Origin of the sequence: Streptomyces sp. TRM68416 (genome assembly GCF_014596915.1) — a bacterium.
In the GTDB taxonomy this organism is placed as follows: domain Bacteria; phylum Actinomycetota; class Actinomycetes; order Streptomycetales; family Streptomycetaceae; genus Streptomyces.
Genome location: NZ_JACVWU010000003.1, coordinates 172440 through 196384 on the forward strand (window position 1 = coordinate 172440; position 23945 = coordinate 196384).

At 70.0% G+C, this 23945-nt stretch carries 17 protein-coding genes; 9 read left to right on the forward strand and 8 right to left on the reverse strand.

The genetic code is table 11. The features are described 5' to 3' along the window. The first annotated feature begins 56 nt into the window (after positions 1 to 56). The 3 genes from ICC28_RS06210 to acnA all read left to right on the forward strand — a co-directional run bounded on the left by ICC28_RS06210 (position 57) and on the right by acnA (position 4775). Positions 57 to 254: a DUF4236 domain-containing protein gene (locus ICC28_RS06210; RefSeq protein WP_188287389.1), complete on the forward strand. Its 198-nt coding sequence runs from the start codon at positions 57 to 59 to the stop codon at positions 252 to 254. Between the two features lie 64 nt (positions 255 to 318). Further along, positions 319 to 1848: a helix-turn-helix domain-containing protein gene (locus ICC28_RS06215; RefSeq protein WP_188287390.1), complete on the forward strand. Its 1530-nt coding sequence runs from the start codon at positions 319 to 321 to the stop codon at positions 1846 to 1848. Between the two features lie 209 nt (positions 1849 to 2057). Further along, on the forward strand, positions 2058 to 4775 hold the full coding sequence (acnA, locus tag ICC28_RS06220; protein ID WP_188287391.1) for an aconitate hydratase AcnA: 2718 nt from the start codon (positions 2058 to 2060) through the stop codon (positions 4773 to 4775). A gap of 98 nt (positions 4776 to 4873) precedes the next feature. Here the strand turns inward: acnA and ICC28_RS06225 are convergent, their stop codons facing one another. After that, the gene (locus tag ICC28_RS06225) at positions 4874 to 5476 is read right to left on the reverse strand and encodes a Uma2 family endonuclease (protein ID WP_188287392.1); all 603 of its coding nucleotides are present in this window, start codon (positions 5474 to 5476) and stop codon (positions 4874 to 4876) included. A 445-nt stretch (positions 5477 to 5921) separates the two neighbouring features. After that, positions 5922 to 6917, reverse strand: coding sequence for an acetylxylan esterase (locus tag ICC28_RS06230; RefSeq protein WP_188287635.1), 996 nt, complete (start codon positions 6915 to 6917; stop codon positions 5922 to 5924). 211 nt (positions 6918 to 7128) lie between these two features. On the opposite strand from ICC28_RS06230, the gene ICC28_RS06235 reads away from it, so the two are divergent. Genes ICC28_RS06235 through ICC28_RS06260 form a run of 6 tightly spaced genes read left to right on the forward strand, consistent with a single transcriptional unit; the run spans position 7129 to position 13026 of the window. Further along, a complete protein-coding gene (locus ICC28_RS06235) occupies positions 7129 to 8118 on the forward strand; it encodes an ABC transporter permease (protein ID WP_188287393.1) in 990 nt (329 codons plus the stop codon). After that, a complete protein-coding gene (locus ICC28_RS06240; protein ID WP_188287394.1) occupies positions 8112 to 8984 on the forward strand; it encodes a carbohydrate ABC transporter permease in 873 nt (290 codons plus the stop codon). Before ICC28_RS06235 ends, ICC28_RS06240 begins: the two co-directional genes overlap by 7 nt. A gap of 37 nt (positions 8985 to 9021) precedes the next feature. Then, positions 9022 to 10677 (forward strand): extracellular solute-binding protein, encoded by a 1656-nt coding sequence (locus tag ICC28_RS06245; protein WP_188287395.1) that lies wholly within the window; start codon positions 9022 to 9024, stop codon positions 10675 to 10677. Further along, complete coding sequence (locus ICC28_RS06250) at positions 10674 to 12182, forward strand: GH39 family glycosyl hydrolase (RefSeq protein WP_188287396.1); 1509 nt, start codon at positions 10674 to 10676, stop codon at positions 12180 to 12182. Before ICC28_RS06245 ends, ICC28_RS06250 begins: the two co-directional genes overlap by 4 nt. Continuing rightward, positions 12179 to 12859 (forward strand): hypothetical protein, encoded by a 681-nt coding sequence (locus tag ICC28_RS06255; protein ID WP_188287397.1) that lies wholly within the window; start codon positions 12179 to 12181, stop codon positions 12857 to 12859. The genes ICC28_RS06250 and ICC28_RS06255 overlap by 4 nt, the downstream gene beginning before the upstream one ends. After that, positions 12856 to 13026 (forward strand): hypothetical protein, encoded by a 171-nt coding sequence (locus tag ICC28_RS06260; protein WP_188287398.1) that lies wholly within the window; start codon positions 12856 to 12858, stop codon positions 13024 to 13026. Before ICC28_RS06255 ends, ICC28_RS06260 begins: the two co-directional genes overlap by 4 nt. Here the strand turns inward: ICC28_RS06260 and ICC28_RS06265 are convergent. The 6 genes from ICC28_RS06265 to ICC28_RS06290 form a co-directional block, all read right to left on the reverse strand. After that, positions 12975 to 14180 carry a DUF2201 family putative metallopeptidase gene (locus ICC28_RS06265; RefSeq protein ID WP_188287636.1) on the reverse strand — a complete coding sequence of 402 codons (1206 nt, stop codon included), beginning with the start codon at positions 14178 to 14180 and terminating at the stop codon, positions 12975 to 12977. The genes ICC28_RS06260 and ICC28_RS06265 overlap by 52 nt on opposite strands. A gap of 134 nt (positions 14181 to 14314) precedes the next feature. Next, positions 14315 to 15586 carry an AAA family ATPase gene (locus ICC28_RS06270; RefSeq protein WP_411158570.1) on the reverse strand — a complete coding sequence of 424 codons (1272 nt, stop codon included), beginning with the start codon at positions 15584 to 15586 and terminating at the stop codon, positions 14315 to 14317. Between the two features lie 154 nt (positions 15587 to 15740). After that, positions 15741 to 17180 (reverse strand): hypothetical protein, encoded by a 1440-nt coding sequence (locus tag ICC28_RS06275; protein WP_188287400.1) that lies wholly within the window; start codon positions 17178 to 17180, stop codon positions 15741 to 15743. Positions 17181 to 17269: 89 nt separating this feature from the next. Next, positions 17270 to 19228, reverse strand: coding sequence for an alpha-glucuronidase (locus ICC28_RS06280; protein ID WP_188287401.1), 1959 nt, complete (start codon positions 19226 to 19228; stop codon positions 17270 to 17272). Positions 19229 to 19232: 4 nt separating this feature from the next. Then, positions 19233 to 19760 carry a hypothetical protein gene (locus ICC28_RS06285; RefSeq protein ID WP_188287402.1) on the reverse strand — a complete coding sequence of 176 codons (528 nt, stop codon included), beginning with the start codon at positions 19758 to 19760 and terminating at the stop codon, positions 19233 to 19235. A gap of 107 nt (positions 19761 to 19867) precedes the next feature. Next, complete coding sequence (locus ICC28_RS06290) at positions 19868 to 23641, reverse strand: GH92 family glycosyl hydrolase (protein WP_188287403.1); 3774 nt, start codon at positions 23639 to 23641, stop codon at positions 19868 to 19870. Positions 23642 to 23945: the final 304 nt, after the last annotated feature.

The window sequence follows — 23945 nt, forward strand, 5'->3', positions numbered from 1 at the left end:
GCCGGGTCGGGGTAACCGGCGGATGCGTCCGCACACCCTCCTCAAGGGAGGCACCCGTGCCCCTCACCTTCCGCAAGAGCTTCCGCATCCTGCCCGGCGTGCGGCTGAACATCAACCGTCGCTCCTGGTCCGTCACCAGCGGCGGGCGACACGGCCCCCGGCGCACCCACAACAGCAAGGGACGTCGTACGACATCGATGGATTTGCCCGGATCTTTCGGGTGGCGTCGTACCCGTACTGCCAGGCGGCGCTGACGGTCCGTCACCCGTACGGACCCCCCAGGAGGCGCCATCTCATATCTGAGATAGCCTCAACCTCATGGCAGACGACTACCTCGTACGCATCGGCAAGCTCATCCGTGACGCCCGTCAGCACCGGGGCTGGACACAGACGCAGCTCGCCGAGGCGCTCGGCACCAGTCAGAGCGCGGTCAACCGCATCGAGCGCGGCAACCAGAACATCAGCCTTGAGATGATCGCTCGAATCGGTGAAGCCCTGGACAGCGAAATCGTCTCTCTGGGCTACGCGGGCCCGATGCATCTGCGGGTGGTCGGCGGCCGTCGGCTGTCCGGCGCGATCGACGTGAAGACGAGCAAGAACGCCTGCGTCGCCCTGCTGTGCGCCTCGCTGCTCAACAAGGGGCGCACGGTGCTGCGCCGGGTCGCCCGCATCGAGGAGGTGTACCGCCTGCTGGAGGTGCTCCAGTCGATCGGTGTGCGCGCCCGCTGGATCAACGACGGCGTCGACCTGGAGCTGGTGCCCCCGGCCGAGCTGGACATGGGCGCCATCGACGCCGAGGCCGCCGTCCGCACCCGCTCCATCATCATGTTCCTCGGCCCGCTGCTGCACCGTATGGACCGCTTCAAGCTGCCCTACGCCGGTGGCTGCGACCTCGGCACGCGCACCATCGAGCCGCACATGATCGCGCTGCGCCGGTTCGGCCTGGACATCGCGGCGACGGAGGGCCTCTACCACGCGCAGGTGGACCGCTCGATCTCCCCCGACCGCCCGATCGTGCTGACCGAGCGCGGGGACACGGTCACCGAGAACGCGCTGCTGGCGGCCGCCCGGCACGACGGCGTCACCGTCATCCGCAACGCCTCCTCCAACTACATGGTCCAGGACCTGTGCTTCTTCCTGGAGGCGCTCGGCGTCAGGGTCGAGGGCATCGGCACCACGACCCTGACCGTGCACGGCGTCCCCACGATCGACGTCGACGTCGACTACTCGCCCTCCGAGGACCCGGTCGAGGCGATGAGCCTGCTGGCCGCCGCGGTCGTCACGGAGTCGGAGCTGACGGTCCGCCGCGTCCCGATCGAGTTCCTGGAGATCGAGCTGGCGGTCCTGGAGGAGATGGGCCTCGACCACGACCGTACGCCCGAGTACGTCGCGGACAACGGCCGCACGCGCCTGGTGGACCTCACCGTTCGGCCCTCCAAGCTGGAGGCGCCGATCGACAAGATCCACCCCATGCCGTTCCCCGGCCTGAACATCGACAACGTCCCGTTCTTCGCGGCCATCGCGGCGGCCGCGCAGGGCAAGACGCTGATCCACGACTGGGTCTACGACAACCGGGCCATCTACCTCACCGACCTCAACCGCCTCGGCGGCCGGCTCCAGCTGCTCGACCCCCACCGCGTCCTCGTCGAGGGCCCGACCCGCTGGCGCGCCGCCGAGATGATGTGCCCGCCCGCCCTGCGCCCCGCCGTGGTCGTCCTGCTGGCGATGATGGCCGCGGAGGGCACGTCCGTCCTGCGCAACGTCTACGTCATCAACCGCGGCTACGAGGACCTCGCGGAGCGGCTGAACTCGGTCGGCGCACAGATCGAGACCTTCCGGGACATCTGACGCGTCTCGACGGGACAGGGTAGGGGGCCGGGCATGACCATCCCGGCCCCATGTACTAGAGTTATCTCGACATCGAGATATCTGCCGAGGCGTACCGCAGCCGCCACCCTAATTAGGGTTACCTAACTTAGCCTTACCTTAGCGGATCGGCCAAGTCGCCGTGGCGGCAGGATGCGGTGGGAACGCGCACATCAAAGAAGGAGACTGTCGTGTCGGCGAACAGCTTCGACGCCCGCAGCACGCTGCAGGTGGGCGACGAGTCGTACGAGATCTTCCGGCTGGACAAGGTGGAAGGCTCGGCCCGCCTTCCGTACAGCCTGAAGGTGCTGCTGGAGAACCTCCTCCGCACCGAGGACGGCGCGAACATCACCGCCGACCACATCCGTGCCCTCGGCGGCTGGGACTCCCAGGCCCAGCCGTCGCAGGAGATCCAGTTCACGCCGGCCCGCGTGATCATGCAGGACTTCACCGGTGTGCCCTGTGTCGTGGACCTCGCCACCATGCGTGAGGCCGTGAAGGCCCTCGGCGGCGACCCGGCGAAGATCAACCCGCTCTCCCCGGCCGAGATGGTCATCGACCACTCCGTCATCGCCGACAAGTTCGGCACCGCGGACGCGTTCAAGCAGAACGTGGACCTGGAGTACGGCCGCAACAAGGAGCGCTACCAGTTCCTGCGCTGGGGCCAGACCGCCTTCGACGACTTCAAGGTCGTACCCCCGGGCACCGGCATCGTCCACCAGGTGAACATCGAGAAGCTCGCCCGCGTCGTCATGGTCCGTGACGGCAAGGCGTACCCCGACACCCTGGTCGGCACCGACTCGCACACCACCATGGTCAACGGCCTCGGCGTCCTCGGCTGGGGCGTCGGCGGCATCGAGGCCGAGGCCGCGATGCTCGGCCAGCCGGTCTCGATGCTCATCCCGCGCGTCGTCGGCTTCAAGCTCACCGGCGAACTGCCCGCCGGCACCACCGCCACCGACCTCGTGCTGACCATCACCGAGATGCTCCGCAAGCACGGTGTCGTCGGCAAGTTCGTCGAGTTCTACGGCGAGGGCGTCGCCGCCACCTCGCTCGCCAACCGCGCCACCATCGGCAACATGTCGCCGGAGTTCGGCTCCACCGCCGCGATCTTCCCGGTGGACGACGAGACCCTGAACTACCTGCGCCTGACCGGCCGCAGCGAGCAGCAGGTCGCGCTCGTCGAGGCCTACGCCAAGGCCCAGGGCATGTGGCTGGACCCGAAGGCCGAGCCGGACTTCTCCGAGAAGCTGGAGCTCGACCTCTCCACGGTCGTCCCCTCCATCGCCGGCCCCAAGCGCCCGCAGGACCGCATCGTCCTCGCCAACGCCGCCGAGCAGTTCAAGCTGGACGTCCGCAACTACGTCGACACCGTGGACGAGGCGGGCCAGGAGTCCTTCCCGGCCTCCGACGCCCCGGCCGTCGCCCCGAACGGCGCCCCGTCCAACCCGGTCACCGTGACCGCCCCCGACGGTTCGACGTACGAGATCGACCACGGTGCGGTGACGGTCGCGGCCATCACCTCCTGCACCAACACCTCGAACCCGTACGTGATGGTCGCCGCCGCGCTCGTCGCGAAGAAGGCCGTCGAGAAGGGCCTGACCCGCAAGCCGTGGGTCAAGACCACCCTCGCCCCGGGCTCCAAGGTCGTCACCGACTACTTCGACAAGGCGGGGCTCACGCCCTACCTCGACAAGGTCGGCTTCAACCTCGTCGGCTACGGCTGCACCACCTGCATCGGCAACTCCGGCCCGCTGCCGGAGGAGGTCTCCAAGGCCGTCAACGACCACGACCTCGCGGTGACCTCGGTCCTCTCCGGCAACCGGAACTTCGAGGGCCGGATCAACCCCGACGTCAAGATGAACTACCTGGCCTCCCCGCCGCTGGTCGTTGCGTACGCCATCGCGGGCTCCATGAAGGTGGACATCACCACGGAGGCGCTGGGCACCGACCAGGACGGCAACCCGGTCTTCCTCAAGGACATCTGGCCCTCCGAGGCCGAGGTGAACGACGTCGTCGCCAACGCCATCGGCGAGGACATGTTCTCCAAGTCCTACGAGGACGTCTTCGCGGGCGACGCCCAGTGGCAGGCGCTCCAGGTCCCCACCGGCGACACCTTCGAGTGGGACGCCGAGTCCACCTACGTCCGCAAGCCCCCGTACTTCGAGGGCATGACGATGGAGACCACCCCGGTCTCCGACATCACCGGCGCCCGCGTCCTCGCGAAGCTCGGCGACTCGGTCACCACCGACCACATCTCCCCGGCCGGTGCGATCAAGGCCGACACCCCGGCGGGCAAGTACCTGTCCGAGCACGGTGTCGAGCGTCGTGACTTCAACTCCTACGGTTCCCGCCGCGGCAACCACGAGGTCATGATCCGCGGTACGTTCGCCAACATCCGCCTGCGCAACCAGATCGCGCCGGGCACCGAGGGCGGTTACACCCGCGACTTCACCCAGGCCGACGCGCCGGTGTCGTTCATCTACGACGCCTCGCAGAACTACCAGGCCGCCGGCATCCCGCTGGTCATCCTGGGCGGCAAGGAGTACGGCTCCGGCTCGTCCCGCGACTGGGCCGCGAAGGGCACCGCGCTGCTCGGCGTCAAGGCCGTCATCACCGAGTCCTACGAGCGCATCCACCGCTCGAACCTCATCGGCATGGGCGTCCTGCCGCTCCAGTTCCCCGAGGGTCAGTCCGCCGACTCCCTCGGCCTGACCGGCGAGGAGACCTTCTCCATCACCGGCGTCGAGGAGCTCAACAACGGCACCACCCCGCGCACGGTCAAGGTCACCACCGACACGGGCGTCGAGTTCGACGCGGTCGTCCGCATCGACACCCCCGGTGAGGCCGACTACTACCGCAACGGCGGCATCATGCAGTACGTGCTGCGCAACCTGATCCGCAAGTAAGCGGTACGGAACGGCAGCAGAGGGCCGCATCCCCGGGGACGGGGGTGCGGCCCTCGGTGTCTGCGGCGAGGCAGCGGTGCGGGCAGGGCGGACCGGAATCAGAATCCGACGAGCGCGTCGAGGTCGATCTCGATGGGGAACGGCAGCTCGGTGACGAGCTTGTCGTGGTGCACTGGGTGCGACGGCGCCGGGAAGTACGCGAGGGTGTCCGCGTTGAGCCAGTACTCGTGCACCGCGAGCTTCTGGTCCCGATCCAGTTCGACGCGCCAGTAGTACGGGACTTTGTGCGCGGCGAAGAGCGCGGGTTTGCGCACGCGGTCGTCCTGGCGAGAGCCGGGGGAGACGACCTCCAACACGAGGCAGACCTTCTGGACCGGGACACACTCGACCTCGAAGAAGTTCAGCTTTCGGGGGTCGAAGACGATCACGTCGGGCTTGGGTGTGTTCTGGTCGTCGACCATGACACATTGCTCGGCCACGACCTCATACGGTTTGGTGCGAGCCGCCTTCAAAGCCGCCGCCAACTCGTCCCGCACGCGATTGTGCCAAAACTTGGTCTGTCCCCGAACCACGATCCGTCCGTCCACGAGTTCCCAGTCGAAGGGCAGCTCCAAGTGTTTGACCTGGTCGAAGGTCCAGCCGTCGGTCGGCGGGAACATCCAGGTGTCCTCGGTGGCCCGTCCCTGCTGGGGTGTGGTCATCACTGCTCCCATGGACGCCAGTGCGGACGCCGATACGCGGCGTGATCGTACGTACGAAGGTACCGTCACCCGAACGGGAGACGCCACGGCACGCCCTTGACGTATGCGCCGACCGTTTACAACTGAGCCGCTCGGCGCTACCTTCCGGACACGTGGGGTGGGAGCGCTCCCATACGGTCGGACCGGAACCCGTCCGTGTGCCGCTCCCGCCCCCGCCCTCCATGCACCACGCGGCGGACCCGGTGGAAGCAAGAACCGTGGCGTCCACCGGGCCCGCGAGGGGACAGGCTGAGGGGAGGAGTGGGCCTGTCCGGGAGGGACAACGTTGTGGGTACGGGGGATGGGACAACGTTGTCGAGTGGTCTGGACAACACTCTACCGCGCCAACCCCCAACTCTCCCAATCGAGTTGGGGGCGCATCGCCGCAGGGGTGTTTCGCGGAAAGCTACCGGGCCGCCCCCATCAGCCGCTCCAGCCAGTCCAGTTGCCGCCGTACATGCACCGCGTCCCCGCCCTCGTGCCCGTTGAACGGATACGCGTGGATCTCCTTGCGCGGCTCGGCGGCGGCCAGCTCCCCGTAGCGGTTGAAGGCCGCGTACGCCCCGCTCGGCGGGCAGACCGTGTCGCGCAGGCCGACCCCGAAGTGGGCCGGGGCGTGCGCGCGGCGGGCGAAGGAGATCCCCTCCAGGTGCGCGAGGGTGTCGTACGCCGCCCGCTCGGCGCCCCGGTGCACCGACAGATACGCGCTGATCTCGCCGTAGGGGGCCGCGTCGGTGAGGTCGAGCGCGCGCCGGATGCCGCACAGGAAGGGTGCGGTCACCAGCGCTGCCGCGAGGTCGGGGACGAGGCCCGCGACGGCGAGGGCGAGCCCGCCGCCCTGGCTGTTGCCGACGGCCGCCACCCGGGCGGGGTCCACGCCCGGCAGCGCGCGCACCGCGGCGACCGCGCGCACCGCGTCGGTGATGAGGCGGCGGTAGTGGTGGTCGTGCGGGGAGAGCAGGCCGCGTACGGCGGGGCCGGGGCCGCCCGGTGCGGACGCGTGCGGGTCGGGGGTGTCGCCGCCGCAGCCGTACTGGTCGCCCTGGCCGCGGTTGTCCATCAGCAGATGGGCGTATCCGGCGTTCACCCAGGTCAGGCGCTCGTGCGGGAGGCCGCGGCCACGGCCGTAGCCCGCGAACTCCACGACGGCGGGCAGGGGTTCGGGCATTCCGGCGGGTCGGCTGAACCAGGCGCGTATCGGCTCGCCGGCGAAGCCGCGGAAGGTCACGTCCCAGGTCTCGACGAGCCGCAGGCCGGTGACCGCCGGGCGGACGGACGCCAACACCTCGTGCTGCGCCGCCTCTTTGAGGGTCGCCCTCCAGAACTCCTCGAAGCCGGGGGGCTCTTCGGGATCGGGGCGATAACGCTCCAGGTCCGCCAGGGGCAGGTCGAACGCGGGCACGGGCACCTCGCAGGAGTCGGGCCGTACATGGAAACTTGCGGAGTTCACAGGGCCGAACTCCCGTCTCCTACCCCGCACCTGATGGTCTCCAACGCCCCAAGAACCCACTGCTGCACCCATTGACAGCGCTTTCTAACTGCCCTTAAGTTGCCGCGGAGTTACCGGTAAGCGCTCGAAAGTTTCGGTTCCACGTCGTCCGAGAGGACCGAGCATGAGCACCTCCACCAAGTCGGCCTCTCCGCCCGGCGTACAGGACCCGCCCGGGGCCGCCTCGCCTCCGGCGCCCGTCGTGCGCGGTGGGCGCGGCTGGCGGCGGACGCTGCGCCGTGACTGGCAGCTGTACTCGCTGGCCGTGCTGCCGCTGCTGTTCTTCCTGGTGTTCCGCTATCTGCCGATGATCGGCAACGTGATCGCCTTCCGCCGCTTCGAGCCGGGCGGTTCGATCTTCGGCGAGCACTGGGTGGGCCTGCGCTATGTCGAGATGTTCCTCAGCGACCCCACCTTCTGGCAGGTGTTCCGCAACACGCTGTGGCTCGGCGGGCTCACTCTCGTCTTCTGCTTCCCGATCCCGATCGTGCTGGCCCTGCTGCTGAACGAGGTGCGCCGCCGCTCCCTGAAGCGGTTCGTGCAGTCGGTGTCGTACCTGCCGCACTTTCTGTCGATCGTGATCGTCGCGGGGATCACGATGCAGATGCTCGCCACCGACGGCCCCGTCAACCAGGCGCTGGGCTGGTTCGGCCACGACGAGATCCGCTTCATCCAGGAACCCGAGTGGTTCCGCACGATCTACGTCGGCTCCGAGATCTGGCAGACCGCCGGCTGGGGCACGATCCTCTACCTCGCCGCGCTCACCACCATCGACGAGGACCTGTACGAGGCCGCCCGCATCGACGGGGCGAACCGCTGGAAGCAGACCTGGCACGTCACCCTGCCCGGCATCCGCCCCACCATGATCACGCTGCTGATCCTCAACATCGGCACCTTCATGGCCGTCGGCTTCGAGAAGGTCCTGCTGCTGTACAACCCGCTGACCTACCAGACCTCCGACGTGATCTCCACGTACGTCTACCGCACCGGCGTGGAGTCCAACAGCTTCAGCTACGCCGCCGCCATCGGCCTGTTCGAGGCGATCATCGGCCTGGTGCTGATCATCTCGGCCAACACGCTCTCGCGCCGCACAGTGGGGACCAGCCTGTGGTGAAGCCGAGTCGTTCCTACCGGGTCTTCCAGGGCGTCAACGGGGTGATCCTCACGCTCGTCGTGGCCGTGACGCTGTACCCCTTCCTCAACATCGTCGCCAGGTCCTTCAGCGGGGAGCGCCAGATCCGGGCCGGTGAAGTGACCCTGTGGCCCAAGGGGTTCAACCTCACCACGTACGAGATCGTGTTCAAGGACTCGACGTTCTGGCGGAACTACGGCAACACCGTGCTCTACACGGTCGTCGCCACCGCCGTAGCCATGGTTCTGACGACCTGTTACGCCTACGTCCTGTCGAAGAAGAACCTCAAGGGGCGCGGCTTCCTCGTCGGCATCGCGGTCTTCACCATGTTCTTCACCGGCGGGCTGATCCCCAACTACGTCCTGATCACCAGCCTCGGCCTGAAGAACAGCATCTGGGCGATCGCCCTGCCCAACGCGATCAGCGTCTTCAACCTGCTGGTGATGAAGGCCTTCTTCGAGAACCTGCCGACCGAACTGGAGGAGGCCGCGCAGATCGACGGTCTGAGCACCTACGGCATCCTGTTCCGGATCGTGCTGCCGCTGTCCAAGGCGGTCGTCGCGACGATGGTGCTCTTCTACTCGGTGTCCTTCTGGAACTCCTGGTTCAGCGCGTTCCTCTACATGGACTCGACGGATCTGATGCCGGTCACCGTCTACTTGCGCAACCTCATCCTGGGCGCCACCGGGGGCGCCAACGCGGGCGCCGGGGCCGAGCAGCTCAGCCAGGTCGGGGCGAACATCCAGGCGGTCGCCATCGTGCTCACCGCGCTGCCGATCCTCTGCGTGTACCCGTTCGTCCAGCGCTACTTCGTCTCGGGCGTGATGCTCGGCGCGGTCAAGGGCTGACGCCCCCTCATTTTCCCCACGGGACAAGGGAGTATCCGTGAAGAACACAGGACAGCTGTCGAGACGTCAGATCCTGGCCGCCGCCGGATTCATCGGCCTCGCCGGCCTCACCGGCTGCGGCAGCGGCGACGACGGAGGGGACTCCAAGGACCTGTCCAAGAAGCGGCAGGGCGCCATGGAGGACTACCGGGCCGGCCAGCAGTTCAAGGCCGCCAAGCCGCTGTCGTTCTCGCTCCTGCACAACAACAACCCGGTCTACCCGATGAAGAAGGACTGGCTGTTCTGGAAGGAGGTCGCCAAGCGCACCGGCATCACCCTGAAGCCCGTCGACGTGCCGCTCGTGGACTACGAGAAGAAGCGCAGCGTCCTCATCGGCGCGGGCGACGCCCCCTTCCTGATCCCCAAGACCTACCACCCCTCCGAGGTCGCCTTCGTCTCCTCCGGCGCGATTCTCCCGGTCAGTGAGTACGTGCACCTGATGCCCAACTTCCGGGACAAGGTGAAGAAGTGGCAGCTCGAACCCGAGCTGGACTCCATCCGCCAGTCCGACGGCAAGTACTACCTGCTGCCCGGCCTGCACGAGAAGGTCAAGTCCGGCTACTCGCTGTCCTTCCGCACGGACATCCTCGACAGGCACGGCCTGACCCTGCCCACCACCTGGGACGAGGTGTACGAGGTCCTGAAGGCGCTCAGGTCCGAGTACCCCGACAAGTACCCGTGGAGCGACCGCTGGTCCACCAACACCGCTTTCCCGTGCGGCGCGTTGTTCGGCTACCTCGGCCAGGCCTACGGGGTCAAGGCGGGCTGGTCGTACGACAACATCACCTTCGACACCACGGAGGAGAAGTTCGTCTTCACCGCCGCCACCGACGCCTACCGCCACATGGTCGAGTTCGCGCACAAGCTGGTCGCCGAGAAGCTGCTGGACCCGGAGAGCTTCACCCAGCAGGACGACCAGGCCATACAGAAGCTGCTCGCCGAGAAGTCCTACGTGATCAGCGCCAACCCCCAGGAGCTGGTGCAGAACTACCGCTACAACCTCCAGAAGCAGGTCAAGGGCGCGAAGATCGAGATGGTGCCGGTGCCGCTGGGACCTGCGGGCCCGGTGGTGCTCGGCGGCGGCCGGCTGGAGAACGGCGTCATGATCTCCAGCAAGGCGCTCAAGAGCGACACCTTCGTGGCGATGATGCAGTTCGTCGACTGGCTCTGGTACTCCGACGAGGGCCAGAAGCTGTGCAAGTGGGGCGTCGAGGGCGTCACCTACACCGCCTCCGGCGACACGTACGAACTGAAGCCGGGCATCTCCCTCATGGGCTCCGACCCGGACGCGCCCAAGGACCTCCAGAAGGACTACGGCTTCTTCAACGGCGTCTTCACCTACGGCGGCAGCTGGGACCTGGTCTCCTCCAGCTTCAGCCCGGACGAGCAGAAGTTCCAGGACGCCATGGCCGGGCGCGAGCAACTGCCCATCGACCCCGCGCACCCGCTGCAGTCCGTCGAGCAGGAACAGGCGACCCTCTGGGACACCCCGCTCAAGGACCACGCCATCCAGAACACCCTCAAGTTCGTCCTCGGCAAGCGCCCCCTGTCCGAATGGGACGCGTACGTCACCGAGCTGAAGTCCAAGAACATGCAGCAACTGCTCGACCTGCACAACAAGGCGTACGACCGCTTCCGGAAGGAGAACGGGTGATCCGCGTCCCCGGCCGACCCGTCGGCCACCTCCCCGACGCCTGGCGGACCTGCGTCGGCACCGGCCGTATCGAACTCGCCCTGCGCCGCGACTACCAGGACTCGCTCGCCCTGATCCAGCGCGAGATCGGCTTCCGGTACATCCGCGGACACGGCCTGCTCAGCGACGGCATGGGCGTCCACCGCCCCTACGAGCGCGAGGGCACCCGGCACGTCCACCACTCCTTCACCTACGTAGACCAGGTCATCGACGCCTACCTCGCGCTCGGCATCCGCCCCTTCCTCGAACTCGGCTTCATGCCCAGTGATTTGGCGTCGGGGGAGCAGACGGTGTTCTGGTGGCGGGGCAACGTCACACCGCCGCGCTCGCACCGGGAATGGGCGAACCTGGTCCGGGCGACCATCAGACACCTCGTCGACCGCTACGGCCTCGACGAGGTCCGCACCTGGCCCATCGAGGTGTGGAACGAACCCAACCTGCCCGACTTCTGGGAGAAGGCGGACGAACAGGCCTACCACCGGCTCTACGAGGTGACCGCGGGCGCGGTGAAGGAGGTGGACGCCGCGCTCCAGGTCGGCGGCCCGGCCATCTCACCCGGCGCGGACGAATGGCTGGACCGCTTCGCCGAGTACACCCAACGGCACGACGTCCCCGTCGACTTCGTCTCCAAGCACGCCTACACCTCCGGCCCGGCCCAGCACGTCCCGTTCGGCTCCTACCAGACGCTCGCGCCCGCTGAGGATCTGCTGAAGCAGTTCGCCACGCCCCGCGAGCGCCTCAAGGACACCCGGCTGGCCGGACTCCCGGTCCACATCACCGAGTTCAACTCCTCCTACTGCCCCGACAACCCGGTGCACGACACCGCCTTCAACGCCGCCTACCTCGCCCCCGTCCTGGCCGCCGGCGGCGACCACGCCGACTCCTTCTCCTACTGGACGTTCAGCGACGTCTTCGAGGAGGCCGGGGTGCCCACGGCCCTCTTCCACGGCGGGTTCGGCCTGCTCACCCACCGGCAGGTCAAGAAGCCGACGTACCACCTGTACGCCTTCATGGCCCGGATGGGACCCGACCTGCTCGCCCGCGGCGACGACCACCTCGTCACCCGCCACCCCGACGGCCGTGTCACCGTCCTCGCCTGGGCGCCCGTCGACCCGAGCGGCGAGACACCGGGGCCCGAGCGCCACCGACTGCGCCTGCACCTCCCGATGCGCCCCGGCGAGGCCTTCGTACGCCGGTCCACCGTGGACGAGGAGCACGGCAACGCCCGTACCGCCTGGCAGCGCATGGGCAGCCCCCGCTCGCCCGACGGCCACCAGATCGACGTACTCCACGAGGCCGCCGAGCCCGCGCGCCGTCACCTGCGGCTGCCGGCCGAGGACGGCCGGGTGGACCTGGACCTGACGCTGGCCCGCCACGAGGTGACGCTCGTCGAGGTCAGCCCGGTGCGGGACGAGGCACCGGAGTGGGCGGACGACGGGCGACTGCTCGGCAGGGACCCCCGATGAGCGCACCCTCCGTCTCCTTCGGCGTCGGCCCCCTCTCCCGGGCCGCCGCCCTGATCCACACCCTCGTCACGGTCGAGGCACTGCTGCTCGCGGCCTCCGCACCGGGCCTGGCCGGGCTGCTGCTGCTCCGCCCGGACGCCTCGAACCTCCCCCTGGCCGCCGTATGCCTCCTCCCGCTCGGCCCCGCCCTCTCCGCCGCCGTCTACGCCCTCCACCACCGCGACCGCGACCTCACCGACCTCCACCCCGCCCGCACCTACTGGCGCGGCCTGCGCCTCAACTCCGCGCCCGCACTGCGACTTTGGGCGCCCCTGCTGGCCTGGCTCACCGTCATCGCCTTCACCCTCACCCACTTCTCCGCCACCGGCCTGCCCGGCTGGTGGGCGGTACTGCTCGGGCTCATCGGCGCCGGCTCCCTCCTGTGGGGCGCCCACGCACTCCTCCTGACCTCCCTCTTCGCCTTCCGCACCCGGGACACGGCCCGCCTCGCCGCGTACTTCCTGTTCCGGCACGGCCGCACCACCCTCGCCGCCGCCTCCCTGCTCGTCCTGGCCGGCGGCCTCACCGCCCTGCTGACCGAGGCCCTGCCCGCGCTCCTCGCCGCCCCGCTCCTGCTCTCCCTACTGCACTCCGGCCGCCCGGTGATCGCCCAGACACAGCAGGACTTCACCGCATGAGCGACCGGATCCGGTACGGCGACGAGTGGGACGACGACCACCGCCTGTTCGCCCGGGCCCGCATCGACACCCCCATCGTGGCGGTGCTGCGAGGGAGTGATCCCGTCGGCCCCGGTCAGCCGATGGTGACGACGCGGGCCCAGGCGGGCGGCGTGTCCGGTACGTAGTCCGGGTCCTCCTCGTTCACGGCGTGGGGCGGACGCGGGAACAGGCCGACGACGGTGCGGCAGGGCGGCGGTGCCGAGGGCCACGGGGTCTGGCCGTCGGTGAGGGCGACGATCACGTCCGGGCGGGGGCCGGAGCGCAGCGCCCGGGCGAAACCGGAGCGCAGATCCGTGCCGCCACCGCCGATCAGCTCCATGCCCTCGGCCCGGCAGAGCGGGACGGCGACCCCGGCCGCCGCGTCGCAGGAGATCACCGAGACCAGATCGCGCCGACCGCCCACGGCCCGCGAGATCGCCGCCACCTCCAGCAGCGCGCTGCCCAGTTCGGCGTCGCTGACCGACCCGGAGGTGTCGATCACGACGCAGACCCGGGGCGGGGTCCGGCGCAGACTCGGCAGCACCACCCCGGGGACGGCGGCCGAGCGCCGGGACGGACGCCGGTAGGTGTGGTTCTCGCCCACGCCCGGCGCACCCGCAGCGGAACGAATCGCCGCCCCGAGCAACTGGCGCCACGGCTGCGGCGGATGGAAGGCCTCGTCCGCCCAGCGCCGCCAACCCTCCGGGGCGTCGCCCGGCCGGCCCTTGATCCCCTCGGCGACCCGGAAGCGCACCGCGTCCCGCTGCTGCCGGCTCAGCCCGTGCGCCCCGTCGGGCCCCAACTCCCACGGCCGCGCCTGCCCGTCGGCACCGCTGCCGCAGTCCAGCCAGGCCAGTTCGGCGGCGAGCCCCGACAGCGACGCCCTGCGCAGGTACTCCTCCATCAGCAGCCCGTCGGGCAGCCGCAGCATCGACGGGCGCAGGCAGCCGGTCGGCCGGGGCAGGCCGTCGCCGTAGATGTCGTCGTTGATCTCGAAGTCGGCGGCGATGTTCCGCCGCAGCCTCTCGCCCGGCCCGTGAGCCTCGTTCTCACGCGCATACCGCTCACCCCGCCCATGATGGTCCCGCAGCAGATGCGACACCTCGTGCACCCACACGCCCGCCAACTCCTCCACCGGCGTGCGCGCCACGAACCCGGGGGAGACATAGCACCTCCAGTGCGCGTCCACCGCCATCGTCGGCACGGCCCGGTCCTCCACCACATGCAGCGCGAACAGCGCGTCGGCGAGATACGGCCGAACCTTCACCGCATGCAGCCGGGCGGCCAGCAACTTCCCCATGTCGAGCGCGAGCGTACGGCCGCCGCCCGCCGGCTTCGCCGCCTCCACCGTCCCGCCCCGCACCGGCCGGGGCGGCGGAGGCGGGGCCATCGGACGCGGCAGAGCCTTCGCCGCCCGCCGTTCCCCCACCCCCGTCACCGGCGCACCTCCCGCGCCCGTCCGGCCGCGGCTGCGACCCGGCTCACCGACCGTTCCGCCCGCTCGGTGAGGTCGACGACCGTTGCCAGGCGGTCCACGGCCTCCGGGATCTCCCAGTCGTCCCGGCGCAGCGCGGCCAGGGCTTTGGCGGGGGCGACCAGGAGGTCGGGGGTGCCGGTTTCGAGGGCGCGGATCAGGACGGCCCATCCGGCCTCCCAGCGTTCGCGCCGGGGCCGCGCTCCCACGGCGGCGACCACCGCCTCCAGCGCGGCCTGGCGCTGGTCGCCCCGCTGCGGCAGCTCGGCGGAGGACGGGTCGGCCAGGAGGGATTCCGGGTCGGGCAGGTCCATACGGTCGAGGTGGGCGAGGAGTTCGAGTCCCGGTCCGTCGCCCACCGCGCCGCGTACCAGCAGGGCCAGCACTTCCCGGGAGACGGAGGCGGCCGTGCCGAAGGCCAGCAGGGTCAGCGCGGCTTCCCAGCTCCGGGGCGACGGCCAGGCGCCGCCGCGCCGCGCTTCGGTGCTGGGCAGCCGGTGGATCAGCGTCGGCCGGGCCTTCAGGAAGTCGCAGACCGCGCGCCGGGCGAATTCCACCGCCTCCGGCAGCCGTTCCGGCCGCAGCTGGGGCAGCTCGGCCCGGGGCCAGACGCCGCCAAGACCGCGCACCACCACGTCCTGGTCGTGCACCCAGTACAGGTGGACGAACCGGTTGGCCAGCGGCGGGCTCAGCTCCCAGCCGTCCGCGGCCGAGGCACGCGGGTTGGCGGCGGCCACGATCCTTACCCCGGGCGGCAGTTGGAGGGCGCCGACCCTCCGCTCCAGCACCACTCGGAGCAGCGCGGCCTGGACGGCCGGGGTGGCGGTGGACAGTTCGTCCAGGAAGAGCAGCCCGCGCCCCGCCCGGACGAGTTCCACGGCCCATTGCGGCGGCGCCATCGGCACCCCCTGCACCGCGGGGTCGTCGCCCACGACGGGCAGCCCGGAGAAGTCGGTCGGCTCGTGGACGCTGGCGATCACGGTCGTCAGCGGCAGATCGAGGGAGGCGGCGAGCTGCGTGAGGGCCGCGGTCTTGCCGATGCCCGGCTCGCCCCAGAGCAGCACGGGCAGGTCGGCCGCGACGGCCAGGGTGAGCGCTTCGAGCTGCTCGTCGGGGCGTGGCTCGGTGGTCGTGGTCCGAAGGAGCGTCAGAAGGTCATCGGCTACGTCGAGTTGGGCGCCGGTCGCCGAGGGGGCGCACGGCAGAAGGGTGCTGGAAGCAGTCATGGGCATCACCGGGAGGGGTAGGGGAACGGGTCGGCCCGTTCCGGAAGGCGTAGGAGTGTGTGGGGCGCTGGGACCCGCTCGGCGGGCCACGCCCGGATGGCGTACATGTGTGGCGCCGCTCGGCGGGTCAAGCCCGGGTGGCGTACGTGTGTGGGGGCGCTCAGCGGGTCAAGCCGTTGCGGGGCCGTGCCCGGCTGGACAGCTTCTGGCGCAGGGCAGCAGGAGCGGCGCGGTCGAGACGAGGGCGGCGGCGGCCCGTCCCCGCGGTGGTGTCGCCGGCCTCTGCCGCACCGGCGGCGGGGTGCACGGAGACCAGCCCGGAGCGGAAGAGGCCGTGGTCGATGCGGCGGGCCGCGGCCGACTCCAGTTCGTCCCGGAGCGGCCCGTCACGCAGCACCGCCCCCGGACCGAGCAGCCCCTCGACGACGTCCAGCGCCCCGGCGACGTCCCCGTGGCAGAGCCGCTCCCGGACCGCGGGCAGGGCCTCGGGGCTGCGATGCACCGCGTCGATCGCCCGCAGGCAGGGCAGCGCCGGCCCGCCGAGCGCCACCAGCAGCTTCTCCCGGCGCAGTTGGGCCGGATCGTGATCGACCGCCGTCAGCACCCCGTCCCGCAGCGCGATCCGGTGGACCTCACCGCGGCACTCCACCCGGTGCGGGTCACTGGTGTCGACGGCGGGCCCGACCGTGGCGGCCGGGCTGCCGGTGTGGACGGCGGGCCCCGCCGCAGCGGCCACCGGCACCCCGCCCCCCTTCCGCAACGCCGCAGCGACCAGCGGATGCAGCCGATCGGCCGTGATCAGACCGGCCCGCAACAGCTCCAGGTCGGGAAGGACCCGGACCGCCGCTTCCGGCAGCACCGGAAGCGCCGCGACCTCCTGCGGCGGCAGCGCCTCCCGCACCGGCCGCAACGCCGGTACGTGGCTGTCGTCCGGGGCGAAGAGTTCGAGCACGGTACGGCTGCGCGCACCGAGCCGCACCGTGAACGCCCCGCGGGCCCGGCCCTCGGACCGCAGCAGCAGCTCGGCCTCGGCGGCCCAACGCCCCTGCGGACGGTCGGGCGTACCGCACCTTCGGAACAGTTCGCCGCTCCGCTCGGCGTCCCACAGATGCCGGTGCAGATCGAGCCGGAAACGCCGGTCGGGATGCGGATGCGGATGGTGCCCGGGCGGTCTGTGCCCGGACTCCTCCCACAGGTTCAGCACCATGCGCTGTCCGGCGTCCGCCCAGCCCGGCGGAGTGCGTACCACCAGATGCAGGGGAGCGGCACCCGAACTGCGGTAACGAGCAAGGGAGATGGTCAGGCCGTGCCGGAGCCGCCCGTCGGGGGCGATGCGCGGCATGTGCCAGCGCAGCAGATCCGGCGCCAGCCGGCGCAGATCCGCACGGAGGCGGTTGGTCAGATCGGTGCCGTGGCGATCGCGCACGGCGCGCAGACCGAAACCGACGTCGAGCCGGGCAGCGGCACACGCGCCGGCCCAGTCGCCGACCGCACGACGAGCGGTCGCGGTCTCGATCATGGACAGTGGCACGGCGTACTCGCGCACGCGCTGCCACATCAACAGGCGGGTCGGAATCTCGTTCGCGAAGAGGTGCGCCATCAGCACTCACCCTGTGCGAACGAGTCCCCCAATCCGTACGAGGAGAAGTTCGTCATCGCGGGCATCATAAGCACCGCGATCACGATCTGTCAGTACAGAACCCGCCCGCGCTCGTCCGGAACCCCCGACTTCCGGAAGAAGTAGCTGTTGATCTGGTCGCGCCACTCACGGGCACTGCGCACCTGCTCCTCGAACAACTCCGCCACCCGCGCGTGCCGCCCCGGATCCACCGCCCCCGCCAGCGAGGCCCACACCTCGCGGGCCGCCTCCACCTCCGCCACGCCCTCGAAATGGGTGTCGTAGATGTGCTGGATCACCGTCTTCCCGCTCTTCAGCACATGGTCGTAGGGCACGTGGTGGAAGAACAGCAGCAGCTCGTCCGGGCAGGTGTCCGGCGACTCGTACACCTCGGCCCACGCCTTGCCGTACTGCCCCGCGAACCCGGTGCCGCTCGCCACGCTGCGGTCGACCCCCACCCCGTCCCGGTCGGCGAAGTGGTAAGTGCCCCACGGGCTGTACTCGTAGCCGTCCACGCTCGGCCCGTAGTGGTGCCCCGGCTGCACCATGAACCCCACCCCGAGCGGCGCGGTGTACTTCTCGTACGTCCGCCACGAGCCGTCCAGCACCGAGCGCACCCCCGCGTGCGGCCCCGCCCCGGCCTCCCGCCCGAAGGTGAGCCCGATCCACTCGTCGAGCACCGCGCCCGGATCGGCCCCCGGGTCCCAGGCGAGCCGTCCGAAGGTGTACAGGTTGGCCTGCGCGAGGGGATGCCCGGTCCAGTACGGGTCGTCACCGACGTTGGACACGGCCACAAGGCCGCCCCGCGCCAACTCGCCGACTGATGACTCCTGTTGGATCGGGAACCGCAGCACCTCGCTCCACATCGGCCCCAGCCAGCACACATGCCGCTGCTGCCCGGTGTACTCCTGCGTGGCCTGCACCTCCACCGCGAGCCGGGTGCGGGGCATCGCGCCGATCAGCGGCGACACGGGCTCGCGCACCTGGAAGTCCATCGGCCCGTGCTTCACCTGGAGGACGGCGTTGTCGGCGAACTCCCCGTCCAGCGGCACGAAATGGTCGTACGCGGCCCGCGCCCGGTCCGTCGACCGGTCCCGCCAGTCCTGGCGGTGGTCGTAGACGAAGGCCCGCCAGTGCACGCTGCCGCCGTACGGTGCCAGCGCGGCCGCCAGCATGTTCGCCCCGTCGGCGTGGCTGCGGCCGTAGGCGAAGGGCCCCGGCTGCCCCTCCGAGTCGGCCTTCACCACGTAGCCGCCGAAGTCGGGGATCGCCTCGTACACTCGCGCGGTCGCCGCCGCCCACCAGGCGCGCACCCGCGCGTCCAGCGGATCGGCCGTGGGCAGTCCGCCGAGCACGATCGGGGCGGCGAAGGTCACCGAGAGATGTGTGCGGATGCCGTACGGCCGCAACACCTGGGCTAGGAAGGCCACTTCACCGATCCGGTCGGTGAGCAGCCGCGCCTCCGTCGCGTGCACGTTGACGTTGTTCACGGCCACGGCGTTGATCCCGCAGGCCGCCAGCAGCCTGCCGTACGCCCGCACCCGCTCCGGCTCGCCGCGCGCCCGCCCGTCCCGCCAGAACAGCGAGCCCCCGGCGTACCCGCGCTCCACCTGCCCCATCACGGGGTGCACGGCCACGTTGTCCCAGTGGTCCAGCATCCGCAGCCCCACCGCGGGCCGGTGGGTCTGCCGTGCCGTCGAGCCGCGGAAGGCCTCCTCGCCGAGCCGCACCACATGGAACAGCCCGTACAGCAGCCCGCGTCCGCCGGAGGCGGTGACCGTCGTCCGCCCGTCCTCGCGCGCGTACGTGAAGCCCTCGCCGTCGGTGCCGTCGGTGTCGCCGGTCAGTTCGAGCAGCAAGTCGAAGTCGTCGCCCGCCCCGTGCTCCACCCGCCCGCCGAAGTCACGGCAGGCGGCGCCCACTTCGGCCCGTACGGTGTCCACGAGCGGCCCGGAGCCGCGGACCAGCGTCGAACGGCTGCCGACCGCGCGGAAGGCGGCGGACGGCAGCCATGCCGGGTCGATGCCCATGACGTCAGGCCACCGCCGCGCCGGTGCCACGGGCCGCCGTGATCAGATCGGAGCGCTCCACGTCGTCGTAGACGGAGATGTCGACGAACGCGCCCTCGGGGATGTCGAGATCGGCGACCTTGAGGTCCACGACCGCGGAGGTGCCGGGCGGCTGGAAGGTGCCCACGTAGTGGTAGGAGCCGCGGTAGGTGTAGGAGACGGAGACGACGAAGGTGTCCCCGTCGTTGCGGGTGTCGTAGACCCAGAGCTTCTCGCCGTACGGGTGGAACTCCACCTTGCCGACGAACCAGCCGGCGGCGGTGAGTTCCATCTTCACGGCCAGGCCGCCCGCGTCGTACGCGAAGGTCGTCCCGTCGAACGGGTCGGTCAGATTGCCGCCGCTGCACGGGCAGTTGTCGGTGTCGTAGTAGTACTTGCCCACGCTGGGATTCGGGCTGTACGCCTGCGCCGGCGCGGCCGTGCCGAGCAGGGCACCGACGGCCAGCACGGCCCCCGCGAGCCACCCCGTGAGACGTCTGCCGATGATCGCCATGTGTCGTCCCCCTCCCGTGACCGGGCCGCGGGCGAGTGCCCGCGGCCCGGCCATTGTGGAACAGAGGTCACTCCCGGGGTACCTGGCGATGTCCGGGAATGGTGGGATCAGGCCAGCAACTCCACCTCCGCCACAGCGGATTCACCGTCGAGGACCAGCCGGTAGTGCCGGTACGCGCCCGGATCGGCCACGCTGAAGGCCCTGGTCTGCCGGTCCCAGCGGAAGGGTTCACCGGATCGCCGGTCCAGGTCCGTCCACTCGGTGCCGTCGGCCGAGCCCTGGAGTACCCAGCCGGTGGGCGCCTCCTCGTGGCCCGACGAGGTCAGCGTGTACTGGACGGCCTCTGCCTCCCGGGGCACCGGCAGGTCCACGGACGTCACCGTCGCGGCCGTCGCCGAAGTGTTGTCGAACAGCGCGCCCTCGCCCTGGAGCACGTCCGCCCGGGGCACCGGCACCTTGTCGTCCTTGGTGATCGACACCGGCGCGGCGTTCTTGCCCGTGCCCCACGACGACGGCCGCGGTCCCATGTCGAAGTACAGGGACCCGCCCTTGGCGAGCAGCGAGTGCGGCAGTGAAGTCGACGTCCAGGGAAGGCCGTTGACCCTCAGCCCCTGCACGTACACGTTGCGTGCGCTGTTGCGCGGCGCCCTGATCACCAGCTTCCTGCCGTTCTCCAGATGCACGGTCGCCTTGGTGAACAGCGGTGATCCGACGGCGTACTCACCACTGCCCATCACCAGCGGATAGAAGCCCAGCGCGGAGAAGAGGAACCACGCCGACTGCTCGCCGTTGTCCTCGTCGCCGTGGTAGCCCTGGCCGATCTCGCTGCCGGTGTACAGCCGGGAGAGCACTTCGCGGACGTGCTTCTGCGCCTTCCAGGGCTGTCCGGCCGCGTTGTACATGTAGATGGCGTGGTGGGCGACCTGGTTGGAGTGCCCGTACATGCCCATCCGCACGTCCCGCGCCTCCGTCATCTCGTGGATGACACCGCCGTAGGAGCCGACGAACTCGGGCGAGGCGGTCTCCGGAGTGGCGAAGTACTCGTCGAGCTTGTCGGCGAGTCCGCTGCGGCCGCCGTAGAGGTTGGCCAGGCCGCGGGAGTCCTGCGGGGCGGTGAAGGCGTAGCCCCAGCCGTTGGTCTCGGTGTAGTCGTAACCCCACACCCGTGGGTCGTACTTCGCCGAGTCCACGCGCCAGTCGCCCTTGGCGTCCCGGCCCTGGAAGAACCCGGCCTTCGCGTCGAAGAGGTGAACGTAGTCCTGGGCCCGGTTCAGGAAGTAGCGCGACTCCTCCTGGTAGCGCTTCTCGCCGGTCTTCCGGTACAGCTCCTGGCCCATCCGCGCGATGCCGTAGTCGTTCAGGTAGCCCTCCAGCGCCCACGACAGGCCCTCGTGCGTGTCGGTGCTGGTGTAGCCGAGGAACGGCGAGGTCGCCATGCCCTTGCGGCCCACGCCCGCGGACGGCGGCACGACGGTCGCGTTCTTCACGGCCGCGTCGTACGCCGCCTTCGCGTCGAAGCCGACGCCCTTGACGTACGCGTCGGCGAAGGCCACGTCCGAGGAGGTGCCGGTCATCAGGTCCGCGTACCCCGGCGAGGACCAGCGCGAGGTCCAGCCGCCGTCCTTGTACTGCTGCACGAACCCGTCGACCATCTCACCCGCCTGAGAGGGCGTCAGCAGCGAGTACGCGGGCCAGGTGGTCCGATAGGTGTCCCAGAAGCCGTTGTTGACGTACACCTTGCCGTCCACGATCTTCGCGCCCGTGTGCGTCGGGGTGTCCGGGCCCGGCATCGGCGAGAACGGCGAGGCGTACCGGTATGTCGAACCGACCTTCTCGAAGCCGGAGTTCGGGTACAGGTACAGCCGGTAGAGGCTGGAGTAGAGCGTGGTGAGCTGGTCCGGTGTCGCGCCCTCGACCTCCACCTTGCCGAGGATGCGGTCCCACTGCCGCTGGGCCCGGTTCTTGACGGTCTCGAAGGAGGTGCCGTCCGGGATCTCCTGGCGCAGGTTGGCCTTGGCCTGGTCGACGCCGATCAGGGAGGTGGCCAGGCGCAGTGTGACGGTCTTGTCCGCGAACCGCAGATAGCCCTTGACGCCGCTGGACTCCCCGTCCACCACCGGCTGGTCGAACTCGCCGTACACGAAGAGCCGGGTGGCGCCGGTCGACAGGCCCGACTTCACGTCGGAGTAGCCGGTGAAGGTGCCGCTGTCCTTGTCGAGCGTCAGCCCGGCCTGGTCGGTGACGTTGTCGAAGACGACGCTGCCCTCGTCGCCCGGGTAGGTGAAGCGCAGCACGGCCGCGTGGTCGGTCGGCGTCATCTCCGCCTTCAGCCCGTTCTCGAACCGCACGCCGTAGTAGTGCGGCCGCGCGGTCTCGTTCTCGTGCCGGAAGGCGAGCTCGCGGGCCTTGCGACCCAGCTCCGGGGTGCCGGCCGCGGCGGACGGCATCACCTGGAACGTCTGCCGGTCGCCCATCCAGGGGCTCGGCTCGTGGCTCGCGCTGAACGCCTGGATCGTCGGCAGGTTGTCCGCGTTGTTCGCCCGCGCGTAGTCGTACAGCCAGCTCAGCGAGCCCGCGTTGGTGACCGGCGTCCAGAAGTTGAAGCCGTGCGGCACGGCGGTCGCGGGGAAGGTGTTGCCGCGCGAGAAGCCGCCGCTGGAGTTGGTGCCCCGGGTCGTCACCGCGTAGTCCGACAGATGTGCCTTGGGCCGCTCCCGCGGTACGGCCTTCAGGGTGATGTCGTCGAGCCAGCCGCGGAACTTCGCCGGGCCGGCGGGGGAGTCGTAGGCGACCAGGATCCGGTCGACGGTCCTGCCCGCCGCGACCGACCCGATCCGCGAGACGACGTTGTTCCACTGGTTGACGTAGAGGACCTTGGCAGCGCCCTGTCCCCGCGGCGTCAGCGGGAACCCGTGCTGGTCGCTCGCCCTCAGCTCGCTGAGGTGGGTGCCGTCGGTGAAGACCAGGTCCACGGAGACGTTCGTGGCGTCGTAGTCCAGGTCGCCGTCGGCCATCGACGGGAAGATCCGGTACGACAACCGGGTGTCCAGCCCGACCCTCACGTTCACGTCGAAGATCTTGTTGTACGAGTACGCCCGCCCGTCGGCCAGGTGTCGGCCGGCGTAGCGCAGCGCCCGCTTTCCGGTGAAGCCCGCGCCCGCCTTCGCGGTCGGCGAGCCGCTCGGGCCGCGGTCGACCAGCGAGAGCATGTCCCGCGGCACGGGCCCCTCGCTCGCGCCGGTGGAGAACTGCACGTCGGCGATCTGCAGGATGCCCCCGCCGCCGTTCTTCGTCACCTCCAGCCGGAAGTGCCGGAACTCCGCGGGCTCGGCGAGGTCGTAGGTCTTCGTCTGGAACCGCTCGGCGAAGGTTTCACCCGACCGGGTGTCCAGCGTCTTCCAGTCCTTGCCGTCCGCCGAGCCCTTCAGGGTCCAGTCGGCGGGGTCGCGTTCCGCGTGGTCGTTGGCGGAAGTGAGGGCGTACGTCCTGATGCCAACCGGTTCGTCCAGGTCGAACTCCGCCCAGCCGGTGGGTTCGAAGGTCAGCCACTTGGTGCTCGGCTCGCCGTCGACGAGGTTCTCCTTCACCTCGCCGGCGCCGGTGTTCTCCCCGCTCGCCCGGACCTCCGTGACCCGGTCGGTCACATTGCCCGGGATGCCGCTGCTGTACCCGCCGTCCACGCCCGCGGCCCGTTTGCTGCCGTCCGGTGCGGTGTCGACGGTGTTCAGCCAGTCCGGGGCGGGGTCGCCGGCCTCGAAGGAGGAGGCGAATTCCCGCTCCACCGAGGGGGCCTCCGGAAGGGCGACGGCCACGCCCTGCGAGCCCACCGCCAAAGCGAAGGCGGTCGCCCAGGCGACCGCCGTGCCACGTCTGTGCCTCATCAGCAAGGACCCTCCCTGCGCTCTGGACAACGTTGTCAACTTCGATGCGCAAGGAACAGTAGGTGCTCAAGTGGTATGCCCTGTCAAGGGTGTTGAGTGTGGTGTTCGATGGTGCACGCAGGGATTTTTCCGCCGGGGAACCCGCGGCCCGCCCATATTTCCGAGAGGTCTCAACTCGGAAAAGACCGATGGCCAACCTTGCATTCGATCTTGCTCCGCTGGCGGGAAGTGGACTATACCTGTCGGCGATTCACGGTAGTTCCTGCACGACCCTGCTTGACCTGACCGCGGTGCCGGGGGATCC

Bases quoted from the DNA above. Each gene is read 5' to 3' on its own strand.
- ICC28_RS06225 (WP_188287392.1), bottom strand. From the start codon at position 5,476: ATGACCACACCCCAGCAGGGACGGGCCACCGAGGACACCTGGATGTTC.
- ICC28_RS06215 (WP_188287390.1), top strand. From the start codon at position 319: ATGGCAGACGACTACCTCGTACGCATCGGCAAGCTCATCCGTGACGCC.
- ICC28_RS06255 (WP_188287397.1), top strand. From the start codon at position 12,179: ATGAGCGCACCCTCCGTCTCCTTCGGCGTCGGCCCCCTCTCCCGGGCC.
- ICC28_RS06260 (WP_188287398.1), top strand. From the start codon at position 12,856: ATGAGCGACCGGATCCGGTACGGCGACGAGTGGGACGACGACCACCGC.
- ICC28_RS06275 (WP_188287400.1), bottom strand. From the start codon at position 17,180: ATGGCGCACCTCTTCGCGAACGAGATTCCGACCCGCCTGTTGATGTGG.
- ICC28_RS06265 (WP_188287636.1), bottom strand. From the start codon at position 14,180: ATGGGGAAGTTGCTGGCCGCCCGGCTGCATGCGGTGAAGGTTCGGCCG.
- ICC28_RS06285 (WP_188287402.1), bottom strand. From the start codon at position 19,760: ATGGCGATCATCGGCAGACGTCTCACGGGGTGGCTCGCGGGGGCCGTG.
- ICC28_RS06235 (WP_188287393.1), top strand. From the start codon at position 7,129: ATGAGCACCTCCACCAAGTCGGCCTCTCCGCCCGGCGTACAGGACCCG.
- ICC28_RS06290 (WP_188287403.1), bottom strand. From the start codon at position 23,641: ATGAGGCACAGACGTGGCACGGCGGTCGCCTGGGCGACCGCCTTCGCT.
- ICC28_RS06270 (WP_411158570.1), bottom strand. From the start codon at position 15,586: ATGCCCATGACTGCTTCCAGCACCCTTCTGCCGTGCGCCCCCTCGGCG.
- ICC28_RS06280 (WP_188287401.1), bottom strand. From the start codon at position 19,228: ATGGGCATCGACCCGGCATGGCTGCCGTCCGCCGCCTTCCGCGCGGTC.